The following is a 22840-nucleotide window of genomic DNA, read 5'->3' on the forward strand; positions in this document are numbered from 1 at the left end:
CGGCGATCGGGCGCGCGCCTTGCTTGGGCGATGGATAGGCCGTCGCCCGGCAAGGAGGTCCGATGCGCTACACTCTCGGTTGCAGCCTGTCCTACAACATCCTCGCGGACACCACCTTCATCTTCAACTTGGAGGTGGCCAAGCTGAAGAGCGTCGAGATCCTAAGCGAGAGCCTGGTCCTGACGCCGGATCTGAAGCGCGACATCTATGTCACGCCCGACCTCCAGAACCGCTATCTCGGCGTCAACGTTCCCACCGGCCAGTTTGCCTTGGACTACAATGCGGAGGTGGATCTCACGGTCCACAGGGCCGATCCCGCAACGATCAACGAGACGCCGATCCGGCAACTGCCCCTCGACATCCTGCCGTTCCTGCTGCCGAGCCGGTTCGTCTCCTCCGACCGGCTGACGCCTTTCGCCCAAGCGGAGTTCGGGGCACTGCCGAAGGGCCACGGCCGCGTGAACCAGATTTGCAACTGGATCCACGACCACATCGCCTACCAGCCCGGCGCTAGCGACGGCGAGACGACCGCGCACGAGTCGCTGCTCAAGCGCGCCGGCGTCTGCCGCGACTTCGCGCATATCGGCACCGCCTTCTGCCGCGCGCTGGGCATCCCGGCGCGGTTCGTGAGCTGCTACGCACACGGCCTCGTCCCGAGCGACTTCCACGCGGTGTTCGAGGCCTATCTCGACGGCCGCTGGTGGCTGTTCGACGCGACCCGGCAGGCCGATCTCGACGGGCTGGTACGCATCGGCGTCGGACGTGACGCCGCCGAGATCGCCTTCTCGACGCCCTTCGGCAACATGCAGCCGGTCAATCAGCAGGTGCGGATCCAGCGCTCGGACGGGCTCGGCAGCCCGGTGCCGCGCACGGTGGATGCCATCTCGACGGAGATCCCCGCGCCCCATGCTGGTGCGGCCTGAGCGGACATCCGCACCGGATCGCCCTATCCTGTGATCCGGTGATCCTGCCCCAGGAGCAGACCGCATGGCCTACCGTCACGTCGTCGGCCCACGCACCCACGTCTTCGCCGACCTCGCCACTCTCATGGCCAAGGCGACCCCCATTCGTTCGGGCGACCGGCTCGCCGGCATCGCGGCGGAATCCGCGGAGGAGAACGCCGCCGCCCGCTGGTGCCTCGCCGAAGTATCGCTCGCCGAGATCCTGGCGAGGCCACTGATCCCTTACGAGGCGGACGACGTTACCCGCCTCATCCTCGACAGGCATGACGGGGAGGCCTTCTCGGAGCTCGCGCATCTGACGGTGGGCGACTTCCGGGAGTTCCTGCTCGCCGCCACCTCCAAGACCTTGGCCCGGATCGCGCCCGGGATAACGCCCGAGATCGCCGCCGCCGTCTCGAAGATCATGCGCAACCAGGATTTGATCTCGGTGGCCCGGAAATGCCGGGTCGTTACACGCTTCCGCAACACGATCGGCCTGCCCGGCACTCTGGCGGTGCGCCTCCAGCCGAATCACCCGACCGACGACCCGAAGGGGATCACGGCCGCGATCCTCGACGGGCTCGCCCTCGGCTGCGGGGATGCTGTGATCGGCATCAACCCGGCCTCGGATTCCGTGCAGGCGATCGGCGACCTGCTCCAGCTTCTCGATGCCCTGATCTGCCGCCATGCGATCCCCACGCAGGCCTGCGTGCTCACGCACGTCACCACGACGCTCGCCGCCATGGAGCGCGGGTTGCCGGTCGATCTCGTCTTCCAGTCGATCGCCGGCACCGAGAGGGCCAATGCCAGTTTCGGCGTGACCCTGTCCCTCCTGAAGGAGGCGCACGCGGCGGCCCTGGCGTTGAAGCGCGGGCCGCTCGGCGACAACTGCATGTATTTCGAGACCGGCCAGGGCTCGGCGCTCTCGGCCGACGCCCATCACGGGATCGACCAGCAGACCCTGGAGGCCCGTGCCTACGCAGTGGCGCGGGTGTTCCGGCCGCTCCTGGTCAACACCGTCGTGGGCTTCATCGGCCCCGAATACCTCTACGACGGCAAGGAGATCATCCGGGCCGGGCTGGAAGATCATTTCTGCGGCAAGCTGATGGGCGTGCCGCTCGGCGTCGACGTCTGCTACACCAACCACGCCGAGGCCGATCAGGACGACATGGACACGCTGCTGACGCTTCTCGGGGCGGCCGGGTGCACCTACATCATGGGCGTGCCCGGGGCCGACGACGTGATGCTGAACTACCAATCCACGTCGTTCCACGATTCTCTTTACCTGCGCGAGGTGCTCGGCCTGAAGCGCGCCCCGGAATTTGAGGCGTGGCTGCAGGGGATCGGGCTGACGGACGGTGGGGGCAACCTGATCCAGGGTGCGGAAGCGCCGCTCCTGGCGTCGGCACCGGACCTCGCCGCATGAGCGACCCGGGCGCGATCTGGAAACGGCTCGCCGGCCTGACGCCGGCCCGGATCGGCCTCGGCCGCGCGGGCAGCGGGCTGCCGACCCGGGAGGTGCTGCGCTTCGGCCTCGACCATGCACAGGCCCGCGACGCGGTCCACGCGCCGCTCGACGAGGCGGCGCTCGCGCGCGGCTTCGCGGATCTCGGCTACGCCACCGTCACGGTCGCCTCGGAGGCACCGGACCGGACAACCTATCTGCGCCGCCCGGATCTCGGCCGCCGGCTTGCAGCCGAGGATCGCGCCGCGCTCCAGGCGCGAGCCGCACAAGCCGACCTCGCCATCGTGGTCGCGGACGGTCTGTCGGCGCGGGCCGTACATGAGAACGCCGCGTCGGTGCTGGCGGCGTTCAGGCCTCATGCCGAGAAGGCCGGTTGGTCGCTGGCACCGATCGTCATCGCTCGGCAGGCGAGGGTGGCGCTCGGCGACGATATCGGCCACGCGCTGGGCGTGCGCGCCGTCGCCGTGCTGATCGGCGAGCGGCCCGGCCTGTCATCCCCCGACAGCCTCGGTATCTACCTGACCTTCGGTCCCCGGCCCGGCCGCTCGGATGCCGAGCGGAACTGCATATCAAACGTGCGGGGGGCGGGCCTGACGCCCGACCTCGCGGCGTTCAAGCTCGACTGGCTGCTCGCGCGCGCGCTCGCCCTCGGCCTCACCGGCGTGACGCTGAAGGACGAGAGCGACCGCGCATTGATCTCAGGAAGTCCGGCGACCGCGCTGCCGGGGCTGCCCGGCACATCGGGTTGAATCCCGGCCTCACAGGCGAGACATTCCCGGAGCTTGGCTAAAACTTTAGCAGCATTCTTTAGGTTCTGAATGCCGCGCCGCTCAGTCACGGCCAAGCATTCCGGCTGCCCGACTGGGGCCTATGATCCCGGGCACGCGACCGGCATCCATGTCGCGCCGGCGGAGAAGTCTCCGTGCGCCGGCGGCGATTACGACGTGGCCGTCATTACCCTTGACTTTACCCTGATGCGCGAAATCAGCCGAAGCGTGGCTGTGGCGGGGTCGCAACACCGTAAAACGAACCCGGGTCCGCCCCGAGACCTGCCCGCAAACGCCGCGATCCCGCCATAGTCCGGGCCCACCTCAAGATCCGCGGTAAACGGCAATTTCGACAACGCTTTACCGATCAGAAACGAGGACTTCCCGAGGACGCGGACGGCTGCTCCGGCGCATCGCGAACGGCGACGCGCCGCGGTCCATCGCACCCTCGGGATTGGCTGTGCGAAGGCTTGGTCTGAGGTCATGGTGACGCGTTTGAACGACAAGTCGAAGCTGCCCAGCCGCCACGTCACGGAGGGGCCCGACCGCGCCCCACACCGTTCCTATCTCTACGCCATGGGTCTGACCCGCGAGCAGATTCACCAGCCGCTTGTCGGCGTCGCGTCCTGCTGGAACGAGGCCGCGCCTTGCAACATCTCGCTGATGCGTCAGGCGCAGGCGGTGAAGAAGGGTGTCGCCGCCGCCAACGGCACGCCGCGCGAGTTCTGCACCATCACCGTCACGGACGGCATCGCCATGGGCCATGGCGGCATGCGCGCCTCTCTGCCGTCCCGCGAAGTGATCGCCGACTCGGTCGAGCTGACCATGCGCGGCCATGCCTACGACGCCCTGGTGGGCCTCGCCGGCTGCGACAAGTCGCTGCCCGGGATGATGATGGCCATGGTCCGGCTCAACGTGCCGTCGATCTTCATCTACGGTGGCTCGATCCTGCCAGGTTCCTTCCGCGGCAAGCCGGTGACCGTCCAGGACCTGTTCGAAGCCGTCGGCAAGGTCGCGGTGGGCGACATGAGCCTGGAGGATCTCGACGAGCTGGAGCAGGTCGCCTGCCCGTCCGCCGGCGCTTGCGGCGCGCAGTTCACCGCCAACACCATGGCGACCGTCTCCGAGGCGATCGGACTGGCGCTGCCCTATTCGGCGGGCGCCCCCGCGCCCTACGAGATCCGCGACAAGTTCTGCGCCACGGCCGGCGAGAAGGTCATGGAGCTGCTCGACAAGCGCATCCGCCCGCGCGACATCGTCACCCGCAAGGCACTGGAGAACGCCGCCACCGTGGTCGCCGCCTCCGGCGGCTCGACCAACGCGGCCCTGCACCTGCCGGCCATCGCCCACGAGGCGGGCATCGAGTTCACGCTGTTCGACGTGGCCGAGATCTTCCGGCGCACGCCCTACATCGCCGACCTGAAGCCCGGCGGGCGCTACGTCGCCAAGGACATGTTCGAGGTCGGCGGCATCCCGCTGTTGATGAAGACGCTTCTCGACCACGGCTTCATGCACGGCGACTGCATGACGGTCACCGGTCGCACCATCGCGGAGAATATGGATCGGGTGACCTGGAACCCGGACCAGGACGTGGTCTACCCGGCCAACAAGCCGATCACGCCCACCGGCGGCGTCGTCGGCCTGAAGGGCAACCTCGCCCCCGAGGGTGCGATCGTGAAGGTCGCGGGCATGCCTGCAGACAAGCAGGTCTTCACCGGCCCGGCCCGCGTGTTCGACGGCGAGGAGGCCTGCTTCGAGGCCGTTCAGTCGCGCACCTACAAGGAAGGCGAGGTTCTGGTCATCCGCTACGAGGGCCCGCGCGGCGGCCCCGGGATGCGCGAGATGCTCTCCACCACCGCGGCCCTCTACGGCCAGGGTATGGGCGACAAGGTCGCGCTCATCACCGACGGTCGCTTTTCCGGCGCGACTCGCGGCTTCTGCGTGGGCCATGTCGGTCCGGAGGCGGCGGTGGGCGGCCCGATCGGCCTCATCCGCGACGGCGACATGATCACCCTCGATGCCATTCAGGGCACGCTCAGCGTCGCCCTGTCGGACGAGGAACTCGCCGAGCGTCGGCAAGCCTGGACCCCGCGGACCAACACTGCGACCTCCGGCTACCTCTGGAAATACGCGCAGGGCGTCGGCCCGGCGCTTTACGGCGCCGTGACCCATCCAGGAGGTGCCAAGGAGACGCAGAGCTATGCCGACGTCTAGGACTGACCTCAGCCGGCGCGCGACGCCGGCCGGGGCCGATCCAAGTCGACCCCGGTCTGTCGCCAAGCTCGCCGCCGCGACGTGGGCCCTCGCTCTGCTCGCTCTGCCGGCCGATGCGCCCCGTGCGCTCGATGCCAATGTGCGTACGCCGATCCAGGTGCCTGTGGCGGACAGGAGCTACCGCTCCGCCAAGGATGCGCTCCGGGCCGGCATGCGCGAGTACAATGCCGGCGATAAGCAAGGCGCCGCCCGTGCTCTGGAATACGCGGCCGGGCAGGGTCATGCCCTGGCCCTGTGGAAGCTCGGCCGGATGTATGCCGACGGCGACGGCGTGCCCCATGACGACCTGAAGGCGTTCGAGTTCTTCTCCCGGATCGCCGACGCCAGCACCGACGACGGGCCCGATCCGCAGAATTCCGCGGTTCTGGGCAGCGCCTTCACGGCCCTCGGAACTTACTTTCTGGAGGGGATCAAGGGGACCTACGTGCGCCCGAATCCCGAGCGCGCCTATGACATGTTCAACTACGCGGCGTCGTACTACGGCGACCCCAACGCGCAGTACAATCTCGCCCGGCTCTATCTCGACGGCACCGGCGTCGAGGCCGACCCGCGGCAGGCGGCGCGCTGGTTCAACCTCGCCGCCGAGAAGGGCCACCATCCAGCCCAGGCGCTGCTCGGCGACATGCTGGTCAACGGCCTCGGGGGCATCCCCATCCAGCGCGTGAGGGGCCTGATGTGGCTCTCCCTCGCGCGGGAGGGTGCTGAGGGCCGCAAGGACGACTGGATCGTGGCACTCTACGACAAGAACTGGGCCGCTGCGAACGAGGACGACCGGGCCGAGGCCCAGTCGCAGCTCCAGACGGTCGGCTCAATCCGGCGGCGGCGCTGACCGCCGCCGGCTGCGCACGTCGGCTCAGCCTTTTTTGGCGGCCAGGGCGGCCTTGAACGACGGCCGCGCCAGCGTGGCGGCGACGTAGGCCGCCAGCTTCGGCCAGCGGCCGGCATCGATCTGCGCCTTCGCCAACTGGAAGTTGAAGATGCCGGTCGCAATGGAAATGTCGGCGATGCTGAACGCCTCGCCCGCCAAGTACGGGCCCGAGATCTCGCCTTCCAGGTAGTCGAAGAGTGGCGGCAGATCCTCATCGAGGGCTCTGGTCACGGCGCCCTCGTCGGTAGGCTTTTTCATCATATTGGGTTTCAGCACCCGCTCGACGAAGGGCACGATCAGCTTTCCGAAAAGCTCGGTGTCACCGAACTTGTCGAACCAGACGGCGCGGCCGAGCGCCTGCGGGTTGGTCGGAACGAGGGCCGGCGTCGGGTGCTTGCGCTCGAGATACCAGAGGATCGCCGACGAGTCGGCGAGGCGGAAGCCGTCATCCTCGATGGCCGGGATCTTCCCGAGCGGGCTGCAGGCCTGGAAATCCTGATCGGGCGCGTGGAACATCACGGGCCTGTGTTCGTAGGAGACGCCCTTCTCGGCGAGCGAGACCAGGACCTTGCGCACGTAGGGCGAATAACCGGTGCCGTAGACGATCAAACGTAACTCCTGTGTTCGGGGCGCGGCAGCATCTGATCCGCCGCCCGGCCCACCGACATAGGGTCGCCGTTCAGCCTGCCGACAGCTCCACCGTCACCGGTACGTGATCCGACGGCTTGTCGAGGCCGCGCAGGTGCTTCTGCACCGAGGCCGAAACCAGCCGGTCGCTGGCTTGCGGCGAGAGCAGCAGGTGGTCGATCCGGATTCCGGCGTTCCTCTGCCAGCACCCAGCTTGGTAATCCCAGAACGTGTAGAGCCCGTCGCGTGGGTCGCAGGCGCGCAGGCCGTCGGTGTAGCCCTCGGCGAGGAGCGCCCGGAACGCGGCCCGGATCTGGAGCAAGAACAGCGCGTCGGAGCGCCAGGCCTCCGGGTCCGCCGCATCGGCGGGCTCCGGGATGACGTTGTAATCGCCGGCCAGCACCACCGCGATCTCATCCTGCATCAGCGCGCGGGCGTGCAGCCGAAGCCGTTCCATGAAGGCCAGCTTGTAGGGGTATTTCGGACTGTTCACCGGGTTGCCGTTGGGTAGGTAGATCGAGGCGACCCGCACCGGCTTGGAGTCCGCGCCCGAGATCAGGGCTTCGATGTAGCGGGCCTGTTCGTCCTCGGCATCGCCGGGCAGCCCGCACCGGATCTCGCTCATCGCAAGTGGCCCGCGGACCAGAAGCGCAACGCCATTATAGGCCTTCTGGCCGACCGTCTCGACTGCGTAGCCCGCGGCTTCCACCTCGGCGCGCGGGAAGGCCGCATCCTGGCATTTCAGCTCCTGAAGGCAGACCACGTCCGGCTTCGCCTCCTCCAGGAATCCCAGCAGATGCGGCAGCCGCTGCTTGATCGAATTGACGTTCCAGGTGGTGATCCGCATCGCCTCGCATCCGGTCGCCGCCGGGCCGTCATCCCCGCTTCGCGTCGCGCTGACAAGGCCATCCTGGCGCAAGGTCGGGAATCTAGGGTCCATCGATGGAGTGGTTCGAGCCGGTCAGGACCTATTGCGAGCGCGGCGGCCCGGAGTTCTGGGCCGAGCCGGCCAATGCGCTGTCCAACGCCGCCTTCCTTCTGGCCGCCGCGGTGGCGGCACGCCGGGCCCGCGCGGCCGATCCGCCGGACCGTGCCGGGCTCGGACTCGCCGCGCTGATCGCGCTGGTTGGCGTCGGCTCGTTCCTGTTCCACACGCTCGCGGTCTACTGGTCGATGCTCGCCGACGTGATCCCGATCGCGCTGTTCATCTACGCCTATCTCGCCGTGGCGCTGCATCGCTTTCTGAGACTCCCTCCGGTGCGCGTCGTCGCGGCGACGGCCGGCTTCGCCCTATTCGGCTTCGCGCTGACGCCTCTGCTCGACGGGCTGACCGGTGCGGACGTCGCGCGCCTGACCAACGGCTCGGTCGACTACCTGCCGGCGCTGCTCGCTCTTTTCGGCGTCGCCTGGGCCGTGCTGGGCCGGACGGAGGAGCGCTTCGTCAACACCGGACGGCGACTCGCCGGCATCGGTGTTCTGTTTCTCATCTCGCTCGCCGCCCGCACGGCCGACCAGGCCGCCTGCGCTCTGCTGCCCACCGGCACGCATCCCCTCTGGCACGTCCTGAACGCGGCCGTGCTCTACGCCCTTGTGGCGACGGCAACCCGCCACCGCGAGGCTGCCGGGTAAGGCAACCGGCAAGTCCGGGCGCTTTCCTTGCGGGCGGGGCGGAATTCTTGCAGAAGTGCGCCGCATCGGGTGATCGGCCTGTAACGGGCACCCGGGCACGGAAGGGATCATGACAGTGAGCTTTCGCCTCGGGATCGCCGGGCTCGGCACCGTCGGTGCGTCCGTGGTCCGGATGGTCGAGCGCCGCCGTGCGGCACTCGCTGCGGCCGGCCTCGACATCCAGGTCACGGCGGTCTCCTCGCGCGATCGCAGCCGCGACCGCGGCCTTGACCTGACCAACGTCGACTGGTTCGACGACCCGGTCGCGCTGGCGCGCTCGGGTGCCGTGGACTGCGTGGTCGAGCTGATCGGCGGCTCAGAAGGGGCGGCCAAGGCGGTGGTCGAGGCTGCGCTCCAGGCCGGCAAGCCGGTGGTCACCGCCAACAAAGCCCTTCTCGCCCGCCATGGCGCGGCGCTCGCGGCCCTGGCCGAGGAGAAAGGCGTCGCGCTCGCCTTCGAGGCGGCGGTGGCCGGGGGGATCCCGGTGATCAAGACCCTCCGCGAGGGTCTGCCCGGCAACGCGATCTCTCGAGTCTACGGAATTCTCAACGGCACCTGCAACTACATCCTCAGCCGCATGGAGCGCGAGGGGCTGACTTTCGAGGCCTGTCTCAAGGACGCGCAAGCCTTGGGCTACGCGGAGGCGGATCCGACCTTCGACGTCGAGGGCTTCGACACCGCCCACAAGCTTGCGATCCTGACGAGTCTCGCCTTCGGCACGGCCGTCGATGCTGACGGCGTGTCGGTGGAGGGGATCTCGCGGGTGCAGCCTCTCGACCTGCGCATGGCGGACGAACTCGGCTACCGGATCAAGCTGCTGGGCGTCGCCCAGGCCGCCGAGGCCGGTATCGAGCAGCGAGTCCACCCGACGATGGTGCCGAAATCCTCGGCCATCGCGCAGGTGATGGGCGTGACCAACGCCGTGACGATCGACGCCGACGCGGTGGGTGAACTGACCCTGATCGGTCCCGGCGCCGGCGGCGAGGCGACGGCCTCCGCGGTGGTGGCCGACATCGCCGACGTGGCGCGCGGGATCATACGCCCGACCTTCGGCGTCCCGGCCACCGCAATGCGCCCGAGCGAGCGCGTCGAAATGCAGCGCCACGAGGGCGGCTACTACATCCGTCTGACCGTCCATGACCGACCCGGCGTCGCGGCGGGTGTCGCGCAGCGGATGGCCGAGCGCGAGATTTCCCTGGAGAGCATTCTCCAGCGCCGCACTGAGGGTGCGGATACCGACCCGCGTGGACGCTCCGGCCGGCCCGTGCCGCTGGTGCTGATCACCTACGCGGCCACCGAGGGCAGCATCCGGGCTGCCCTCGACGCTATCGGCGACGACGGCTTACTCGCCGAGCCTCCGCAGGTGATCCGGATCGAGCGCGAATGAGAATGCATCTTCGATGCGGTCCAGCTACACCTTAATGCAGGATATTGGGCGTCAATGAGCCGAGCGTAGGCTGAATGGCCGCCGCTCGGCGGCGCTTAACCCGGGATCCGACTTCAAGATCGGGCTCGGACAAAGGCAGGAAACGATGGCCGACACCTCCAGGTCCGCGTCGCGCGGTGTCCCACGCACGCTCGCGCTTGAGCTCGCCCGTGTCACGGAGCGGGCCGCGATTGCGGCTGCGCGATTGCGTGGCAAGGGCGATGAGAAGGCCGCCGATCAGGCGGCCGTGGACGCGATGCGCGACGAACTCAACGCGCTGCCCATCCGGGGCACCGTGGTGATCGGGGAGGGCGAGCGCGATCAGGCGCCGATGCTGTTCATCGGTGAGCAGCTCGGTCTCGGGGAGGGGCCCGAGGTCGACATCGCCGTCGATCCACTGGAGGGTACCACGCTCTGCGCGAAGGACATGCCTGGTGCGATTGCCGTGATGGCGATGGCCGAGCGGGGCACGCTGCTCGCGGCGCCCGATGTCTACATGCAGAAGATCGCCATCGGACCCGGCTATCCGCCCGGCTTGGTCGATCTCGACGCGAGCCCCACCGAGAACATCGCGGCGCTCGCACGCGCCAAGGGTGTGAGCCCCCAGCAGATCACCGCGCTGATTCTGGATCGTCCCCGGCACGCGGCCCTGGTCGCCGAAGTGCGCGCGGCGGGCGCAGCGGTGCGCCTCATCTCGGACGGAGACATCGCCGGCATCATCTTCACCGCGAGCCCCGAGGAGACCGGCATCGACCTCTATCTGGGGACCGGTGCCGCCCCGGAGGGCGTGTTGGCGGCTGCCGCTATGCGGTGCATCGGCGGCCAGATGCAGGGTCGGCTGATCCTGGATACACCGGAGCGCCGCCGCCGGGCCGCCGAGATGGGTATCGAGAACCTCGACCGGAAATACGATCTGGCCGATCTCGCCAGCGGCGACGTGATCGTGGCCGCTACCGGCGTCACCGACGGCTCGCTCCTGCGCGGAGTCCGGTTCCGGCCCGACCGGATCCAGACCGAGACGGTGGTCTACCGGTCTGAAGCCGGAACGGTCCGTCGGATCCTCGGCGAGCACCGCCGCGGCCTGACCTGAGAAGCCCTCGCGGCCGGGCCGGGACAACCTTTATTGTATCACCAAGCTCAGGCCGCACCGAACGTCCTTGAGCTCGGTGCGGCCTGGGGTAGCGTCCCAGGTCAGTTCAGCACGACGACCTTGGTGCCGACGTTGACGCGGCTGAACAGGTCGATCGCATCCTGGTTGATCATCCGGATGCAGCCCGACGACACGCTTTTTCCGATCGAGAACGGCTCGAGCGTGCCGTGGATGCGGAAGAGCGTGTCCTTGTTGCCCTGCCAGAGATACATGGCACGGGCGCCGAGGGGATTGCGCAGGCCGCCCGCGACGCCAAGGCCGCTTTGAAGCTTGTCGACCTCGCTGGCGAGCTTCGGGCTGCGGGCGATCATCTCCTTGGGCGGATACCAATCCGGCCAAGCCTGCTTGGAGTTGATCGTGGCGGTGCCAGACCACGAGAAACCCTGCTTGCCGACGCCCACGCCGTAGCGGCGCGCCCGGCCGTTAGGCTCGACCAGTGTGAGCTGGTGCGCCCGCGGATCGACGATGATCGTCCCGGGCTCATACGGCCCACGATAGGCGATCTCCTGCCGGAGGAAGGCGGGGTTCATCTTCTTGTAGTTGAAGGCCTGGATCGGGAACACGTCGTCCGTGATCGGCCCGTAAGCCTTGGCGTAGTCGATCGGTCCGTCGTCGGGGGCGCGGAGCACCGCCTTGGCCTTAGCGGCTTCGAGAGGGGAGAGCCCCTCGGCCGGCGGCACGGCGCCCGGCCGGGCCGGAACCGTCGGGTCTTGATCCAGGGCAGCGGCCGGCGCCGGCTGCGCGGCGGGGGCTGCCGGGGCCGGGCGCACGATATCGGTGCGGCCCGTATAGGGCAGGTAGCGGCCGCCGCGCCGCACGTAGAGCGCGCCGTTCTGGTCCTGATAGAGCTGCCCGTCGTCGCCGAACCCGTCGATTCCGGCATCGCCGACCGGGCCGCGGCCCTGAGCATGAGCGGTCGCGGCAAGCGCTAGGATCGTGAAGCCGGCCAGGAGAAGGCGGCGGATCGGGGCGGACATGATACGGATTTCCCTGGATGGCGACACCGGATTCTGCGACGGCGCGCGATCGAGCGGGCCAGCACGTAGACGCGGCCAAGCTCATTCCGGGGCTTAGCAAATATCGCGCGTAACCGCCAAGTTGCCGATACCGTCGGCCTGCGACGAAGAGGGTCTCACGGCATGTTTCTCATGACCTGTGTTGCTCGCGTGCCGCAATCGAGGTGCCGCCGGCGCTCGCTGTTCCGTGACGGCGGCACCTGCAAGCGTGTTTGCTCGGCATGCGTGCCTCGATCGGCGTCACCGGAGACTTCGCGCCGGGCCCAGCGCTCGCTCGCGCTGCGGTCGCGTTCCGTAGGGCGAGCGTGGCACGCTTGCTGCATCGCAGCTTGAGCCGCGCCTGCTGCGGCGGCGGAGCAACGGCGCTCCAACAGCGGACGGTGTGAGTCCGGATCCCCGGCATGAGCGACCGCGTGACGGTTCGCCCACTTTAGACGAGCACCAGCTATGGCCAGCTTCAAGACGGTGATGAAGTCGGGGCACCCTCCGACGCTGTTTGCTGCGTTCCTCTACTTCGATTTCTGCTTCGCCATCTGGGTCCTGAACGGCGCGATGGGTCCGTTCATTACCGAAGCCTTCAAGCTCTCGCCGGCCCAGACCGGCTTCATGATCTCCCTGCCGATCCTCGCCGGCGCGCTCATGCGCTTCCCGCTCGGGGTGCTGGCTCAGTATATCGGCCGCAAGAATGCCGCGATCACCGAGATGAGCGTGATCATCCTGGCGATGGCCTACGGCTACTTCTGGGTCTCTTCCTACGACGACGTTCTCGCCATGGGCGTGCTGCTCGGCATCGCCGGCGCCTCTTTCGGCGTCGCCCTTTCGCTGGGCTCGGGCTGGTTCCCGCCGGAGCACAAGGGCCTCGCCATGGGGATCGCCGGTGCCGGCAATTCCGGGACCGTGCTCGCTGTGCTGTTCGCCCCGCCGTTGGCGCAGGCCTATGGCTGGCAGGCGACCTACGCCTTTGCGGGCGTCGTGATGCTGCTGCCGCTCGCGATCATGATCGTGCTGGCCAAGGAGCCGCCGGACTGCGAGCACCAATCGCTCAAGGAGCACATCTCCTGCCTGTTCACCAAGGACGGCTGGGCCTTCTCGCTGATCTACGTGATCACCTTCGGCGGCTTCGTGGGCCTGTCGAACTTCCTGCCAACTTTCTTCTACGAGCAGTTCGCCGTGACCAAGGTCGAAGCCGGGCGCCTGACCATGCTGGCCGCCTTCATGGGCTCGGGCATCCGGATCGTCGGCGGCTACTTCGCCGATCGCATGGGCGGGATCGCGGTCCTGTCAGTAGTCCTGCTCGCGGCGATCGCGGCCTTCCTGTCGCTGACCGCGACCCCCTCGCTGGTGATCACCACGCTCCTGTTCATGCTGTGCTTCGCGGCGCTCGGCGCCGGCAACGGCGCGCTGTTCCAGCTCGTCCCCTTGCGCTGGCCGAGCAACACCGCGGTGGCAGGCTCGATGATCGGCGAGATCGGCGCGCTCGGCGGCGCGATCCTGCCGAACGTCATGGGCTTGTCCAAACAATATACCGGGTCGTTCTCGCTGGGCTTCGTCGGCTACGCCGCATTCACGGCCCTCGTTCTCGGCTGCCTGGCCCTCTGGCAACGCAAATGGGTCGGCCGCTGGGTGGGGCCGCGCGGCAAGGCGCTGGGCACAGCTGCCGAAATGGAGTCGGGCCAGCTCCGACCGGCGACGGTGTGATCCAAGCGCGGCTCAGGCCGCCAGCCGATCTGGAAGCGGGGGCCTGTGCGCCCCCGTTTTCGTTGCAGCCAACCCCGACGATTCGCAGCAGGAGGCATTTGCGAGGTTGCGTTCCGCCTCGTAAGGCGTTTGAATAATGCATTACGAGAGAGTGCCCAGCCCACTTGGCTGAGGCGCCAGGCGGCCGCGAGAGGCGGCGCCCCTGCGTGGAGGAAGGGTCGATGGCGAAGCGTTTGAGCGCCACAAACAGCGTGCTCGGCCTGCTTTGCGTGATGTATTTCATCACCTACCTGGACCGGGTGAACATCGCGACGGCCGGTGCTGAAATCATGCGCGATTTCAGCATGTCGAAGACCGATTTTGGTCTCATCCTGTCGGCCTTCGCGTATCCTTACGCGATCTTCCAGGTGATCGGTGGCTCGGTGGGCGACAAGTTCGGCGCCCGGCGCACCTTGCTGGCCTGCGGCGTGATCTGGGCCGCCGCGACCATCCTCACCGGCATGGTCGGCGGCCTCGCCAGCCTGTTCCTGGCCCGGGTCCTGCTCGGTTTCGGCGAGGGCGCGACGTTCCCGACCGCCACCCGCGCCATGCAGAACTGGACGGCGCCCGGCAAGCGCGGCTTCGCGCAGGGGATCACGCACGCTTTCGCGCGGCTCGGCAACGCGGTGGCCCCGCCGATCGTCGCCTTCCTGATCTACCATTTCGGCTGGCGCACCAGCTTCGTGATCCTCGGCGCGGTGAGCTTCATCTGGGTCGCGATCTGGTACCTCTATTTCCGCGACGACCCGTCCGACCATCCGGCGATCACCCGCGAGGAGCTCGACACGTTGCCCCCGCCGCGCAAGGTCGGCGCGAAGCAGACCGTACCGTGGGGTGCGCTGACCCGGCGCATGCTGCCGGTGACGATCACGTACTTCTGCTACGGCTGGACCCTGTGGCTGTTCCTTGGTTGGCTGCCGAGCTTCTTCAAGGAGAACTACAGCCTCGACCTGAAGAACTCGGCGCTGTTCGCCTCGGGCGTCTTCTTCGCCGGCGTCATCGGCGACACGGTCGGCGGCATGATGAGCGACGGGATCCTGCACCGGACCGGCAACGTGAAGCTCGCCCGCCTGTCGGTGATCGTGGTCGGCTTCCTGGGTGCTGCCGCGAGCCTCGCCGGCGTGTTCATGACGCGCGACCTGACCCTGGTGGCATTGCTCCTCTCCTCCGGCTTCTTCTTCTCCGAGCTGGTGATCGGGCCGATCTGGTCCGTGCCCATGGACATCGCACCGAAATTCGCCGGCACCGCCAGCGGGCTCATGAACACCGGTTCGGCTATGGCGGCGATCGTCTCACCCATCGTCTTCGGGCTCATCGTCGACCTGACGGGGAGCTGGACGCTGCCCTTCGTCGGCTCCATCGGCCTGTGCCTGCTCGGAGCGGGCCTCGCCTTCACGATGCACCCGGAGCGGGAGTTCGTGGAGCCCGCCGCCGGGTCTGCCGGCACGGTCGCGACGGTCCCGGCCGGGGAGTAGATCCGCGATGCTGGGACAGAAGGGACGGTCCGGCCCGCTCGCCGGAATGCGGGTGATCGAGCTCGCGCACATTATGGCCGGGCCTGTCTGCGGGCTGATGCTCGCCGACATGGGCGCGGAGGTGATCAAGGTCGAGAAGATGGACGGCGACGACACCCGTCGCACCGTCCCGCCCGCCCAGGAGGGCGAGAGCGCCGCCTACATGATGATGAACCGCGGCAAGCGCGGCATCAGCCTCGATCTGAAGGACCCGGACGGCGTCGCGGTGCTGCGCCGGCTGCTCAAGGGCGCCGACGCGCTGATCGAGAACTACCGCGGCGGCACGATGGAGCGCTTGGGGATCGGCTACGAGACCCTGCGCGAGGAGTTCCCCGCGCTGGTCTACTGTTCGCTCTCGGGCTTCGGCCGCACCGGACCCTACGCCGACCGCGCCGGTTTCGATCTGGTCGCCCAGGGCATGAGCGGCCTCATGTCGGTGACGGGGGAGGGCCCTGGCCGGCCGCCGATGAAATGCGGTCCGCCGGTGACCGACATCACCGCCGGGATCCTGGCCGCGATGGGCGTTCTGGCGGCCTATTCCAACCGGCTCAGAACCGGAAAGGGGCAGGCGGTCGACACGTCGCTGTTCGAGGCTGGGATTACCCATACCTACTGGCAGTCGGCCATCGCCATGGCGACTGGGATCGCGCCGGGTCCGATGGGCTCGGCGCATCCGCTGAACGCGCCCTACGAGGCCTTCGAGACGGCCGATGGCTGGATCACCATCGGGGCGGCCAACCAGACCAACTGGCTGCGCCTTCTCAAGGCGATCGACGCGGAAGCCCTCGCCGAGGATCCGCGCTTCGCCCACAACCGCGACCGGATGGCCAACCGGCACGTGCTCGCCGCGACGCTCGCGCCGATCTTCCGGGCGCAGAGTTCCGCGGAGTGGCTTGCGCGGCTCGAGGCGGGCGGTGTCCCGGCCGGTCCCGTGTTCGACGTGAATGCCATGCACCGGGATCCGCAGACGCTTGCCCGCGAGATGGTGGTTGAGGTCGAGCATCCGCGGGTCGGGCGGATGAAGACCCTCGGCCTGCCGGTAAAATTCTCGGATACGCCCGGCCGGGTCCACGGGCCGGCCCCGTTGCTCGGCGAGCATTCCCGGGCGATCCTGGCTGAGGCCGGCTACTCGGCCGCTGAGATCGACGGTCTGATCGCGCGGGGCGTGGTCCGCGAGACCGTGGCCTGAACCCGCCTTCCGGAGACGCTGCGATGAGTGCCCAGCCCGCCACCGACGAGCTGCTGTTCACGACGGACGAGGCCGGCATCGCTCGCGTCGTCCTCAACCGGCCCCAAGCCCGCAACGCGCTGACCTTCGCGATGTACCAGGGCCTGATCACCTGCTGCGAGGCGATCTCCGAAAATCCGGCCGTCAAGGCGCTGATCATCACCGGCGCCGGTGATAAGGCCTTCGCGGCCGGCACCGACATTGCCCAGTTTCGCAGCTTCAAGACCGCCGAGGATGCGCTGGGCTACGAGCGGTTCATGGACCGGGTGCTCGGCGCCCTGGAGCGGCTGCGGGTGCCCACCATAGCGGCGATCGCCGGTGCCTGCACCGGTGGGGGCGCGGCCATCGCGGCGGCCTGCGACCTGCGCGTTGCCACGCGCGACGCCCGCTTCGGCTTCCCGATTGCGCGGACGCTCGGCAATTGTCTCAGCCAGGGCAACCTGAAGCGGCTCTCGGGCCTGATCGGCCCGGCGCGGGTCAAGGACATCATCTTCACCGCCCGCCTCGTCGGAGCCGAGGAGGCGCTGTCGATCGGGCTGGTCGGCGAGGTCGTGGAGGACCGTGCGGCGCTCACCGAGCGGGTCGATGCCCTGTCCAGGCTCCTCGCGAGCCACGCGCCGCTGACCATGCAGGCGACCAAGGAAGGGCTACGGCGTCTTGCCGAGGAGGAGGCTCCTGCCGAGGGTGCGTCCCATCCCGGCGATGACCTCATCCTCATGTGCTACATGAGCCAGGATTTCCGGGAGGGCATGGAGGCGTTCCTCGGCAAGCGCGCGCCCGAATGGACCGGGCGCTGAGCGCGCCTCAGCCCGGCTCTTGGCAGACATCGACCCAGGCCGCATCCGTCAGCTCGGCCATGCGATCGGGCGCGATGCGGACCGCGCTGTGGGTGCTCCCGGCGGCCGGCACAACTTCGTCGAAGGCCTTGAGCGACACGTCGCAATAGACGGGCAGCGGGGCGATAAGCCCGAAGGGGCAGACCCCGCCGACGGGATGGCCGGTGACCGCCTCGACCTCACCGAGATCGAGCATCCTCACCTTGCCGCCGAACACCGCCCTGGCTTTCCTGTTGTCGAGGCGCGCATCCCCTCGGGCGACGACCAGGGCGACCTGCTCGCCGATGCGGACCGACAGCGTCTTGGCGATCTGCGCCGGGATGACGCCGTGGGCCGCAGCGGCCTCCGCCACGGTCGCGGTGCGCGTTTCGAGTTCCAGGACCGCGATGTCGGGTGCCTTCTCGGCAAAGAAGGTCCGGACCGATTCGAGGCTCATAGCTGTCTCTGAGATCCCGGAAGCTGCAATGCCGCGTATCGCCAGAGCAGCGAAGCATCGTCGCAGATCCGGCACGCTGTTCGAGGCGGAATAAGCGCTCGCGGCCGAGGGCGCTACTGTAACTGCATGTCGGGGTGCGGGTTCGACTGCCTGCAGGACGGCCGCTCCGGGAGCGGAACAGCCGAACTTCGATCGCTGCAGCCGTGATGGCCCCCTCTTCGTTCGGGAAAGGGGGCCGTGCTCTGCTTCAGCTGAGGCGCGCGTCCCTACCGTGTCGTGGCGAGCAGCCAGTCGGGCAGCCACATGGCGATGCCCGGCACGAGGCACAGGATTAGGATCGCCACCGCCATCAGCAGCACGAAGGGCAGGGTGCCCCAGATGATGTCCGAGAGCGGGATATCGGGGGCGATGTTCTTGATGACGAATATGTTGAGGCCGACCGGCGGGTGGATCAGGCCCATCTCCATCGTGATGGTCATCACCACGCCGAACCACACGAGATCGAAGCCCGCAGCCTTCAGCGGTGGCAGGATGATCGGCGCGGTCATCAGGATGATCGAGACCGGCGGCAGGAAGAAGCCGAGCACGATCACCAGGGCCAGGATCGTCACGAGCAGGACCCACGGCGAGAGCTGCATCGCCACGATCGCTTGCGCGGCCGATTGCGAGATGTGCAGGTAGCTCATCACGTAGGCGTAAAGAAGCGACATGCCGATGATCAGCATCAGCATGGTCGATTCCCGCAGCGTCGCGGTCAGGATCGGGCTGACATCCCGGAACCGCCACACTCCGTAGATTGCGGCGATGAGCGCCAGCGCCAGCAGCCCGCCGAGGCCCGCCGTCTCGGATGGCGTTGCGTAGCCGCCGTAGAGCGCGACCATGACGCCAGTGAGCAGGACTACGAAAGGCAACACCCGCGGCAGCGTCGAGAAGCGCTGCGCCATGCTGTACTGCTCGTCCGCCAGGATCGGCGAGGCCGGCTCGCCCCGCTCTAGAGCCGCCTTCGCGGCTCCGTATTCGGAGCGGAACCGGACCATCGACCAGGCGGCGAACAGCGACACGAGGAGCAGCCCCGGCCCGATCCCGGCGAGGAACAGGCGCCCGAGAGATTGCTCGGCCGCGACGGCGTAAAGGATCATCGTGATCGAGGGCGGCAGAAGGATCCCAAGCGTGCCCCCGGCCGCGATGATCCCGGCGGCGAAGCCGGGCGAGTAGCCGCGCTTGCGCATCTCCGGAATGCCGGCCGAGCCGATCGCCGAGCAGGTGGCCGGGCTGGAGCCCGCCATGGCGGCGAACAGCGCGCAGGCGAACACATTAGCGATGCCGAGCCCGCCGGGGATGCGGTGCATCCAGGCGTGCATGGCCGAGTAGAGATCCTGGCCCGCCCGGGATCGGCCGATCGCCGCACCCTTGAGGATGAAGAGCGGAATCGACAGGAGGGTGATGGAGGCCATCTCCTCGTAGACGTTCTGTGCCACCGTATCGAGGGAGGCGCCGGGCATGAACGCCACCATGAAGGCGAGCGCCACAAAGCCCAGCGCGAACGCGATGGGGATGCCCGACAGCATCGCCCCGAGGGTGGCCCCCGCGTACAGGAAGCCGATCGCGGCCGTACTCATCGCTCAACCTTTGCGGTCACGGACTGACCCAGCGGATCCGGGCCCCGGGGTGCGATGTTCGGCGCGTTGTGCATGTCTTTGTTCACGTCGGCGCCCAGACCGATCTTGGGCTTGGCCCAGCCGGCGGCGCGTGGGCCGAAGGCGAGCGCCTCAACGATCTGAAGGGCGAATTGCAGGCAGAGGAGGCTCATGCCGGCGGACATGAGCGTGTAGGGAATCCAGAGCGGCGGCCCCCAGGTCGATTGCGAGATCTGGCCGTCCACCCAGGCCTCGTGATCGAGGGACCAGCTCTTCCAGGCGAAGAACAGGCAGAAGGCGAGGCTGACGAGATCGGCCAGCAGGAGCCGGACCCGGTTGGCGGCGGGCGGCAGGAGGCCGGTCACCGCCTCGATGGCCACGTGGCCGCGCTTGGCCTGGACGCCGGCAGCCGACAGGAAGGTGGCCCCGATAATCAGGAACACCGCCATCTCGTCCTGCCACTCCGTTGGCTCCTTGAGGAGGTAGCGGACCACGACGCTGTGGCTCAGTACCAGACAGGCCGCCACGAGGCACACACCGCCCAGCGCCAGGATCACCCGGTTCACGAGGCGCATGATCCGGTCGAGGACGCCGAGAAGGCCGGGCAGGCGCGGCTCGTCGGCGGTATGCGCCTCCGGCCCCGCCGTTGCCGCGTCGAAGCCGTGGCTCACGCGACCTGCTCCGCGAGCTTCAGAAGCTCCGCGCAGTTCGCATTTCGCCCGGCATAATCTTTCCAGGCGGTGTTCCGGGCCAGGTCACGCCACTGCCCGAGCGACTGCTGGTCGAGCTGCGAGACCTTGGCGCCGGCCTTGGAGAAGATCTGCTCGACGCGGGTGTCGTCTTCCTTGGCACCCGCCTGTCCGAAGGATTCCAGCTCGGCGCCCACCGTCATGATCAGGTTCTGCTGATCCTTCGGCAGCCCGGAGAACACGATCTTCGACATCATGATCGGCTCGAGCATGAACCAGTAGGACCGTTCACGACCCGAGGTCAGTGCCTTGGACAGCTCCTCCAGCCGGAACGAGATCAGGCTGGTGGACGAGGTGATCACCGCATCGCACGCGCCGGTCTGCATCGCCGCATACGACTCGTTCGACGGAATCGACAGGGTCGCGGCGCCGGCCTCCTTCATCATCATGTCCATCTCGCGCGAGCCGCCGCGAACCTTCATGCCCTTCGCGTCGGCCGGCGAGACCAGCGGCCGCTCGCGGCTCGCGACACCCCCGGCCTGCCAGACCCAGGAGACCAGGATGATCCCCTTGGCGTCGAGGATCTCGGTGAGCTTGCGACCGACCGGCGCCGCCTTCCAGGCTACTGCCTGCGCGTAGGAGGTCACGAGCGCCGGCATCAGGCCGATGTTGAGCTCCGGCACCTCGCCGCCCGCGTAGGGGCTCGGATAGAGCGACATGTCGAGGGCGCCCTTGCGCATGGCGCCGAACTGCGCGTTCGTCTTCATCAGCGACGAGCCGGGATAGACCTGGACATCCAGGGCCCCCTTCGAACGCTCGCCGACCGTCTTGGCAAATTTCCGGCACATGCGGTCCCGGAAATCGCCTTCGTCGATCGTCCCGCCGGGAAACTGGTGCGAGAGCTTCAGCGTCGTGGCAGCTCGGGCCGCACCGAGACCGAACTTTAAGACGACCGGCGCTGCGAGAGTGGCGGCGACCAGCGATCGACGAGTGGGCGTCATTGTGCTCTCCCGCGCCGCAAACAAGGCGGCAAAATGTTGTGCGGCGCAATATTGCCCGGCCGCTTTGTATGCATGAAGAACTGCCTTGTATATTTTGTCAACGCTTGAGCATAATGTTTGCCCGTGCGTGCACGCACCGAGGTCGAATGGCCCGGCGAGCAGCCCGCGCGCTGGCAGGAGGAAAGCGGGGGATGAGCCACGCCCAGCGGCTGCGGCAGCGGATCGAGGACGAGATCGTCTCGGGCGAACTCGCGCTCGGCGCACGCCTCGACGAGAATCAACTCGCCGCCCGCTTTGGAGTCTCGCGCACGCCGATCCGCGAAGCCCTGTTGCAGCTGGCGGTCACCGGCCTCGTGCAAACCAAACCTCGACGCGGCGCCATCGTCAGCGCCCCCGAGCCGCATTTGCTGCTCGCCATGTTCGAGGCTATGGCGGAGATTGAGGCGGCGTGCGGCCGGCTCGCTGCGCGGCGCCTCGTCCCCGAGGATGCCGCTGCCCTGCACGCGGCCCTGGAGGGCTGCCGGGTGGCCCTGGCGGCCGAGGACACGGAGGCCTATTACGCCGAGAACTACGTGTTCCACACGGTCGTCTATCGGGCGAGCCACAATGCCTTCCTGGCGGACCAGGCACTGTCGCTGCACCGCCGGCTGGCGCCCTATCGTCGATTGCAGTTGCGGGTCCGCCAGCGGCTGCCGCAATCCCTCGCCGAGCACGAGGCGATCGTCGCCGCGATCGTGGCGGGTGACGAGGCCGGGGCGGCGGAAGCCCTGCGCAGCCACGTCATCGTGCAGGGCGACCGCTTCACCGACCTCGTGGCCGGGCTGCGGGCGCCGAGCGCAGCCTGACACGCCCGACGAACGTCACGCGTCCTCGACGACCCCGTAACTGGCGGCGATCACCGGCTTCTTGCCGCGGATGTGCTCACGCATCAGCGTCGCGAGCGCCGCGCCATTGCGCGCGCGCAGCAGCTCGATCATCCGCTCATGCTCGGACACCGCCCTGGCCCATTGGTCCGGCGTCTGGTGGGCGGAGTAGCGCGACCTCTGGATCCGCCCCGACAGGCTCGCGTAGATATTGGCCAGGATCGTGTTGCGGCTCGCCGCCATGATGGCTTCGTGGATCCGGCGATTGTGGCTGAAGTAGCCCGCCTCGTCCCCCGCCTTCCAGGCCGCGACCATCGCCTCGTGGTCGGCCGCGATGGCGTCGATATCGGCCTCGGTGATCGTGCGGCATGCGAGATCCCCGGCGGTCGCCTCCAGGCCGGCGATCACCTCCATCATCTCTTCGAGTTCGGTGTCGGAGATGCTGGCGACGCGTGCGCCGCGGTTCGGAAGGAGTTCCAGCAGCCCTTCCGTGGCCAAAATCTTGATCGCCTCGCGCAGCGGCGTACGCGAGATGCCGAAGCGCTCCGTCAGCTCGCCTTCGTTGATCCGCGCCTTCGGCTCCATCTCGCCGGATCGGATCAGCTCGCGCATCCGGTCCGCGACCTCGTCGTGGAGGTAGCGACGGCTGATACCGATCCCGGATTCGATCTTGTTCATGGTCCCCCGACACACGCAG

Annotated in this window: 21 protein-coding genes; 13 read left to right on the top strand and 8 right to left on the bottom strand. The window is 68.1% G+C overall.

Translation table 11 applies throughout. The features are described 5' to 3' along the window. Nucleotides 1-62 precede the first annotated feature (62 nt). The 5 genes from ACYCO6_RS05300 (at nt 63) to ACYCO6_RS05320 (ending at nt 6276) form a co-directional block, all read left to right on the top strand. Nucleotides 63-923 carry a transglutaminase-like domain-containing protein gene (locus ACYCO6_RS05300; RefSeq protein ID WP_459769979.1) on the top strand — a complete coding sequence of 287 codons (861 nt, stop codon included), beginning with the start codon at nt 63-65 and terminating at the stop codon, nt 921-923. A 64-nt stretch (nt 924-987) separates the two neighbouring features. Further along, on the top strand, nt 988-2367 hold the full coding sequence (locus tag ACYCO6_RS05305; RefSeq protein WP_459769982.1) for an ethanolamine ammonia-lyase subunit EutB: 1380 nt from the start codon (nt 988-990) through the stop codon (nt 2365-2367). Continuing rightward, on the top strand, nt 2364-3155 hold the full coding sequence (gene eutC, locus ACYCO6_RS05310; RefSeq protein ID WP_459769984.1) for an ethanolamine ammonia-lyase subunit EutC: 792 nt from the start codon (nt 2364-2366) through the stop codon (nt 3153-3155). The genes ACYCO6_RS05305 and eutC overlap by 4 nt, the downstream gene beginning before the upstream one ends. A 501-nt stretch (nt 3156-3656) precedes the next feature. Next, complete coding sequence (gene ilvD / locus ACYCO6_RS05315; RefSeq protein ID WP_459769986.1) at nt 3657-5387, top strand: dihydroxy-acid dehydratase; 1731 nt, start codon at nt 3657-3659, stop codon at nt 5385-5387. After that, the gene (locus ACYCO6_RS05320) at nt 5374-6276 is read left to right on the top strand and encodes a tetratricopeptide repeat protein (RefSeq protein ID WP_459769989.1); all 903 of its coding nucleotides are present in this window, start codon (nt 5374-5376) and stop codon (nt 6274-6276) included. Before ilvD ends, ACYCO6_RS05320 begins: the two co-directional genes overlap by 14 nt. Nucleotides 6277-6300: 24 nt before the next feature. Here ACYCO6_RS05320 and ACYCO6_RS05325 read toward each other — a convergent pair whose 3' ends face one another. After that, the gene (locus ACYCO6_RS05325; protein ID WP_459769991.1) at nt 6301-6924 is read right to left on the bottom strand and encodes a glutathione S-transferase family protein; all 624 of its coding nucleotides are present in this window, start codon (nt 6922-6924) and stop codon (nt 6301-6303) included. Between the two features lie 70 nt (nt 6925-6994). Continuing rightward, on the bottom strand, nt 6995-7789 hold the full coding sequence (gene xth, locus ACYCO6_RS05330; RefSeq protein WP_459769993.1) for an exodeoxyribonuclease III: 795 nt from the start codon (nt 7787-7789) through the stop codon (nt 6995-6997). A gap of 95 nt (nt 7790-7884) precedes the next feature. Here xth and ACYCO6_RS05335 point away from each other — a divergent pair, with 95 nt between their 5' ends. From ACYCO6_RS05335 to glpX, 3 genes are all read left to right on the top strand, one after another. Beyond that, nucleotides 7885-8571, top strand: a complete 687-nt coding sequence (locus ACYCO6_RS05335) for a ceramidase domain-containing protein (RefSeq protein ID WP_459769995.1) — start codon at nt 7885-7887, stop codon at nt 8569-8571. Between the two features lie 109 nt (nt 8572-8680). Next, on the top strand, nt 8681-9997 hold the full coding sequence (locus ACYCO6_RS05340) for a homoserine dehydrogenase (RefSeq protein WP_459769997.1): 1317 nt from the start codon (nt 8681-8683) through the stop codon (nt 9995-9997). Between the two features lie 145 nt (nt 9998-10142). Beyond that, nucleotides 10143-11126 (top strand): class II fructose-bisphosphatase, encoded by a 984-nt coding sequence (gene glpX / locus ACYCO6_RS05345; protein ID WP_459769999.1) that lies wholly within the window; start codon nt 10143-10145, stop codon nt 11124-11126. Between the two features lie 101 nt (nt 11127-11227). Here glpX and ACYCO6_RS05350 read toward each other — a convergent pair whose 3' ends face one another. Continuing rightward, nucleotides 11228-12163, bottom strand: coding sequence for a L,D-transpeptidase (locus ACYCO6_RS05350; protein ID WP_459770001.1), 936 nt, complete (start codon nt 12161-12163; stop codon nt 11228-11230). 486 nt (nt 12164-12649) lie between these two features. Between ACYCO6_RS05350 and ACYCO6_RS05355 the strand changes: the two genes are divergently transcribed. From ACYCO6_RS05355 to ACYCO6_RS05370, 4 genes are all read left to right on the top strand, one after another. Next, nucleotides 12650-13900: a nitrate/nitrite transporter gene (locus ACYCO6_RS05355; RefSeq protein ID WP_459770003.1), complete on the top strand. Its 1251-nt coding sequence runs from the start codon at nt 12650-12652 to the stop codon at nt 13898-13900. A 221-nt stretch (nt 13901-14121) separates the two neighbouring features. Beyond that, a complete protein-coding gene (locus ACYCO6_RS05360) occupies nt 14122-15414 on the top strand; it encodes an MFS transporter (RefSeq protein ID WP_459770005.1) in 1293 nt (430 codons plus the stop codon). Nucleotides 15415-15421: 7 nt separating this feature from the next. Further along, nucleotides 15422-16642 carry a CaiB/BaiF CoA transferase family protein gene (locus tag ACYCO6_RS05365; protein ID WP_459770007.1) on the top strand — a complete coding sequence of 407 codons (1221 nt, stop codon included), beginning with the start codon at nt 15422-15424 and terminating at the stop codon, nt 16640-16642. 23 nt (nt 16643-16665) lie between these two features. Next, nucleotides 16666-17478: an enoyl-CoA hydratase/isomerase family protein gene (locus ACYCO6_RS05370; protein WP_459770009.1), complete on the top strand. Its 813-nt coding sequence runs from the start codon at nt 16666-16668 to the stop codon at nt 17476-17478. A gap of 7 nt (nt 17479-17485) precedes the next feature. Here the strand turns inward: ACYCO6_RS05370 and ACYCO6_RS05375 are convergent, their stop codons facing one another. The 4 genes from ACYCO6_RS05375 to dctP form a co-directional block, all read right to left on the bottom strand. Continuing rightward, nucleotides 17486-17953 (bottom strand): YbaK/EbsC family protein, encoded by a 468-nt coding sequence (locus ACYCO6_RS05375; protein WP_459770011.1) that lies wholly within the window; start codon nt 17951-17953, stop codon nt 17486-17488. Between the two features lie 266 nt (nt 17954-18219). Further along, a complete protein-coding gene (locus ACYCO6_RS05380; RefSeq protein ID WP_459770013.1) occupies nt 18220-19572 on the bottom strand; it encodes a TRAP transporter large permease in 1353 nt (450 codons plus the stop codon). Further along, nucleotides 19569-20261, bottom strand: coding sequence for a TRAP transporter small permease (locus ACYCO6_RS05385; RefSeq protein WP_459770015.1), 693 nt, complete (start codon nt 20259-20261; stop codon nt 19569-19571). Before ACYCO6_RS05385 ends, ACYCO6_RS05380 begins: the two co-directional genes overlap by 4 nt. Further along, nucleotides 20258-21280, bottom strand: coding sequence for a TRAP transporter substrate-binding protein DctP (gene dctP / locus ACYCO6_RS05390; protein WP_459770017.1), 1023 nt, complete (start codon nt 21278-21280; stop codon nt 20258-20260). Before dctP ends, ACYCO6_RS05385 begins: the two co-directional genes overlap by 4 nt. A 191-nt stretch (nt 21281-21471) precedes the next feature. Between dctP and ACYCO6_RS05395 the strand changes: the two genes are divergently transcribed. After that, the gene (locus ACYCO6_RS05395) at nt 21472-22125 is read left to right on the top strand and encodes a GntR family transcriptional regulator (protein ID WP_459770020.1); all 654 of its coding nucleotides are present in this window, start codon (nt 21472-21474) and stop codon (nt 22123-22125) included. A 15-nt stretch (nt 22126-22140) separates the two neighbouring features. Here the strand turns inward: ACYCO6_RS05395 and ACYCO6_RS05400 are convergent, their stop codons facing one another. Further along, a complete protein-coding gene (locus tag ACYCO6_RS05400; protein ID WP_459770022.1) occupies nt 22141-22821 on the bottom strand; it encodes a GntR family transcriptional regulator in 681 nt (226 codons plus the stop codon). Nucleotides 22822-22840: the final 19 nt, after the last annotated feature.

Source organism: Methylobacterium sp. CM6257 (assembly GCF_054611515.1).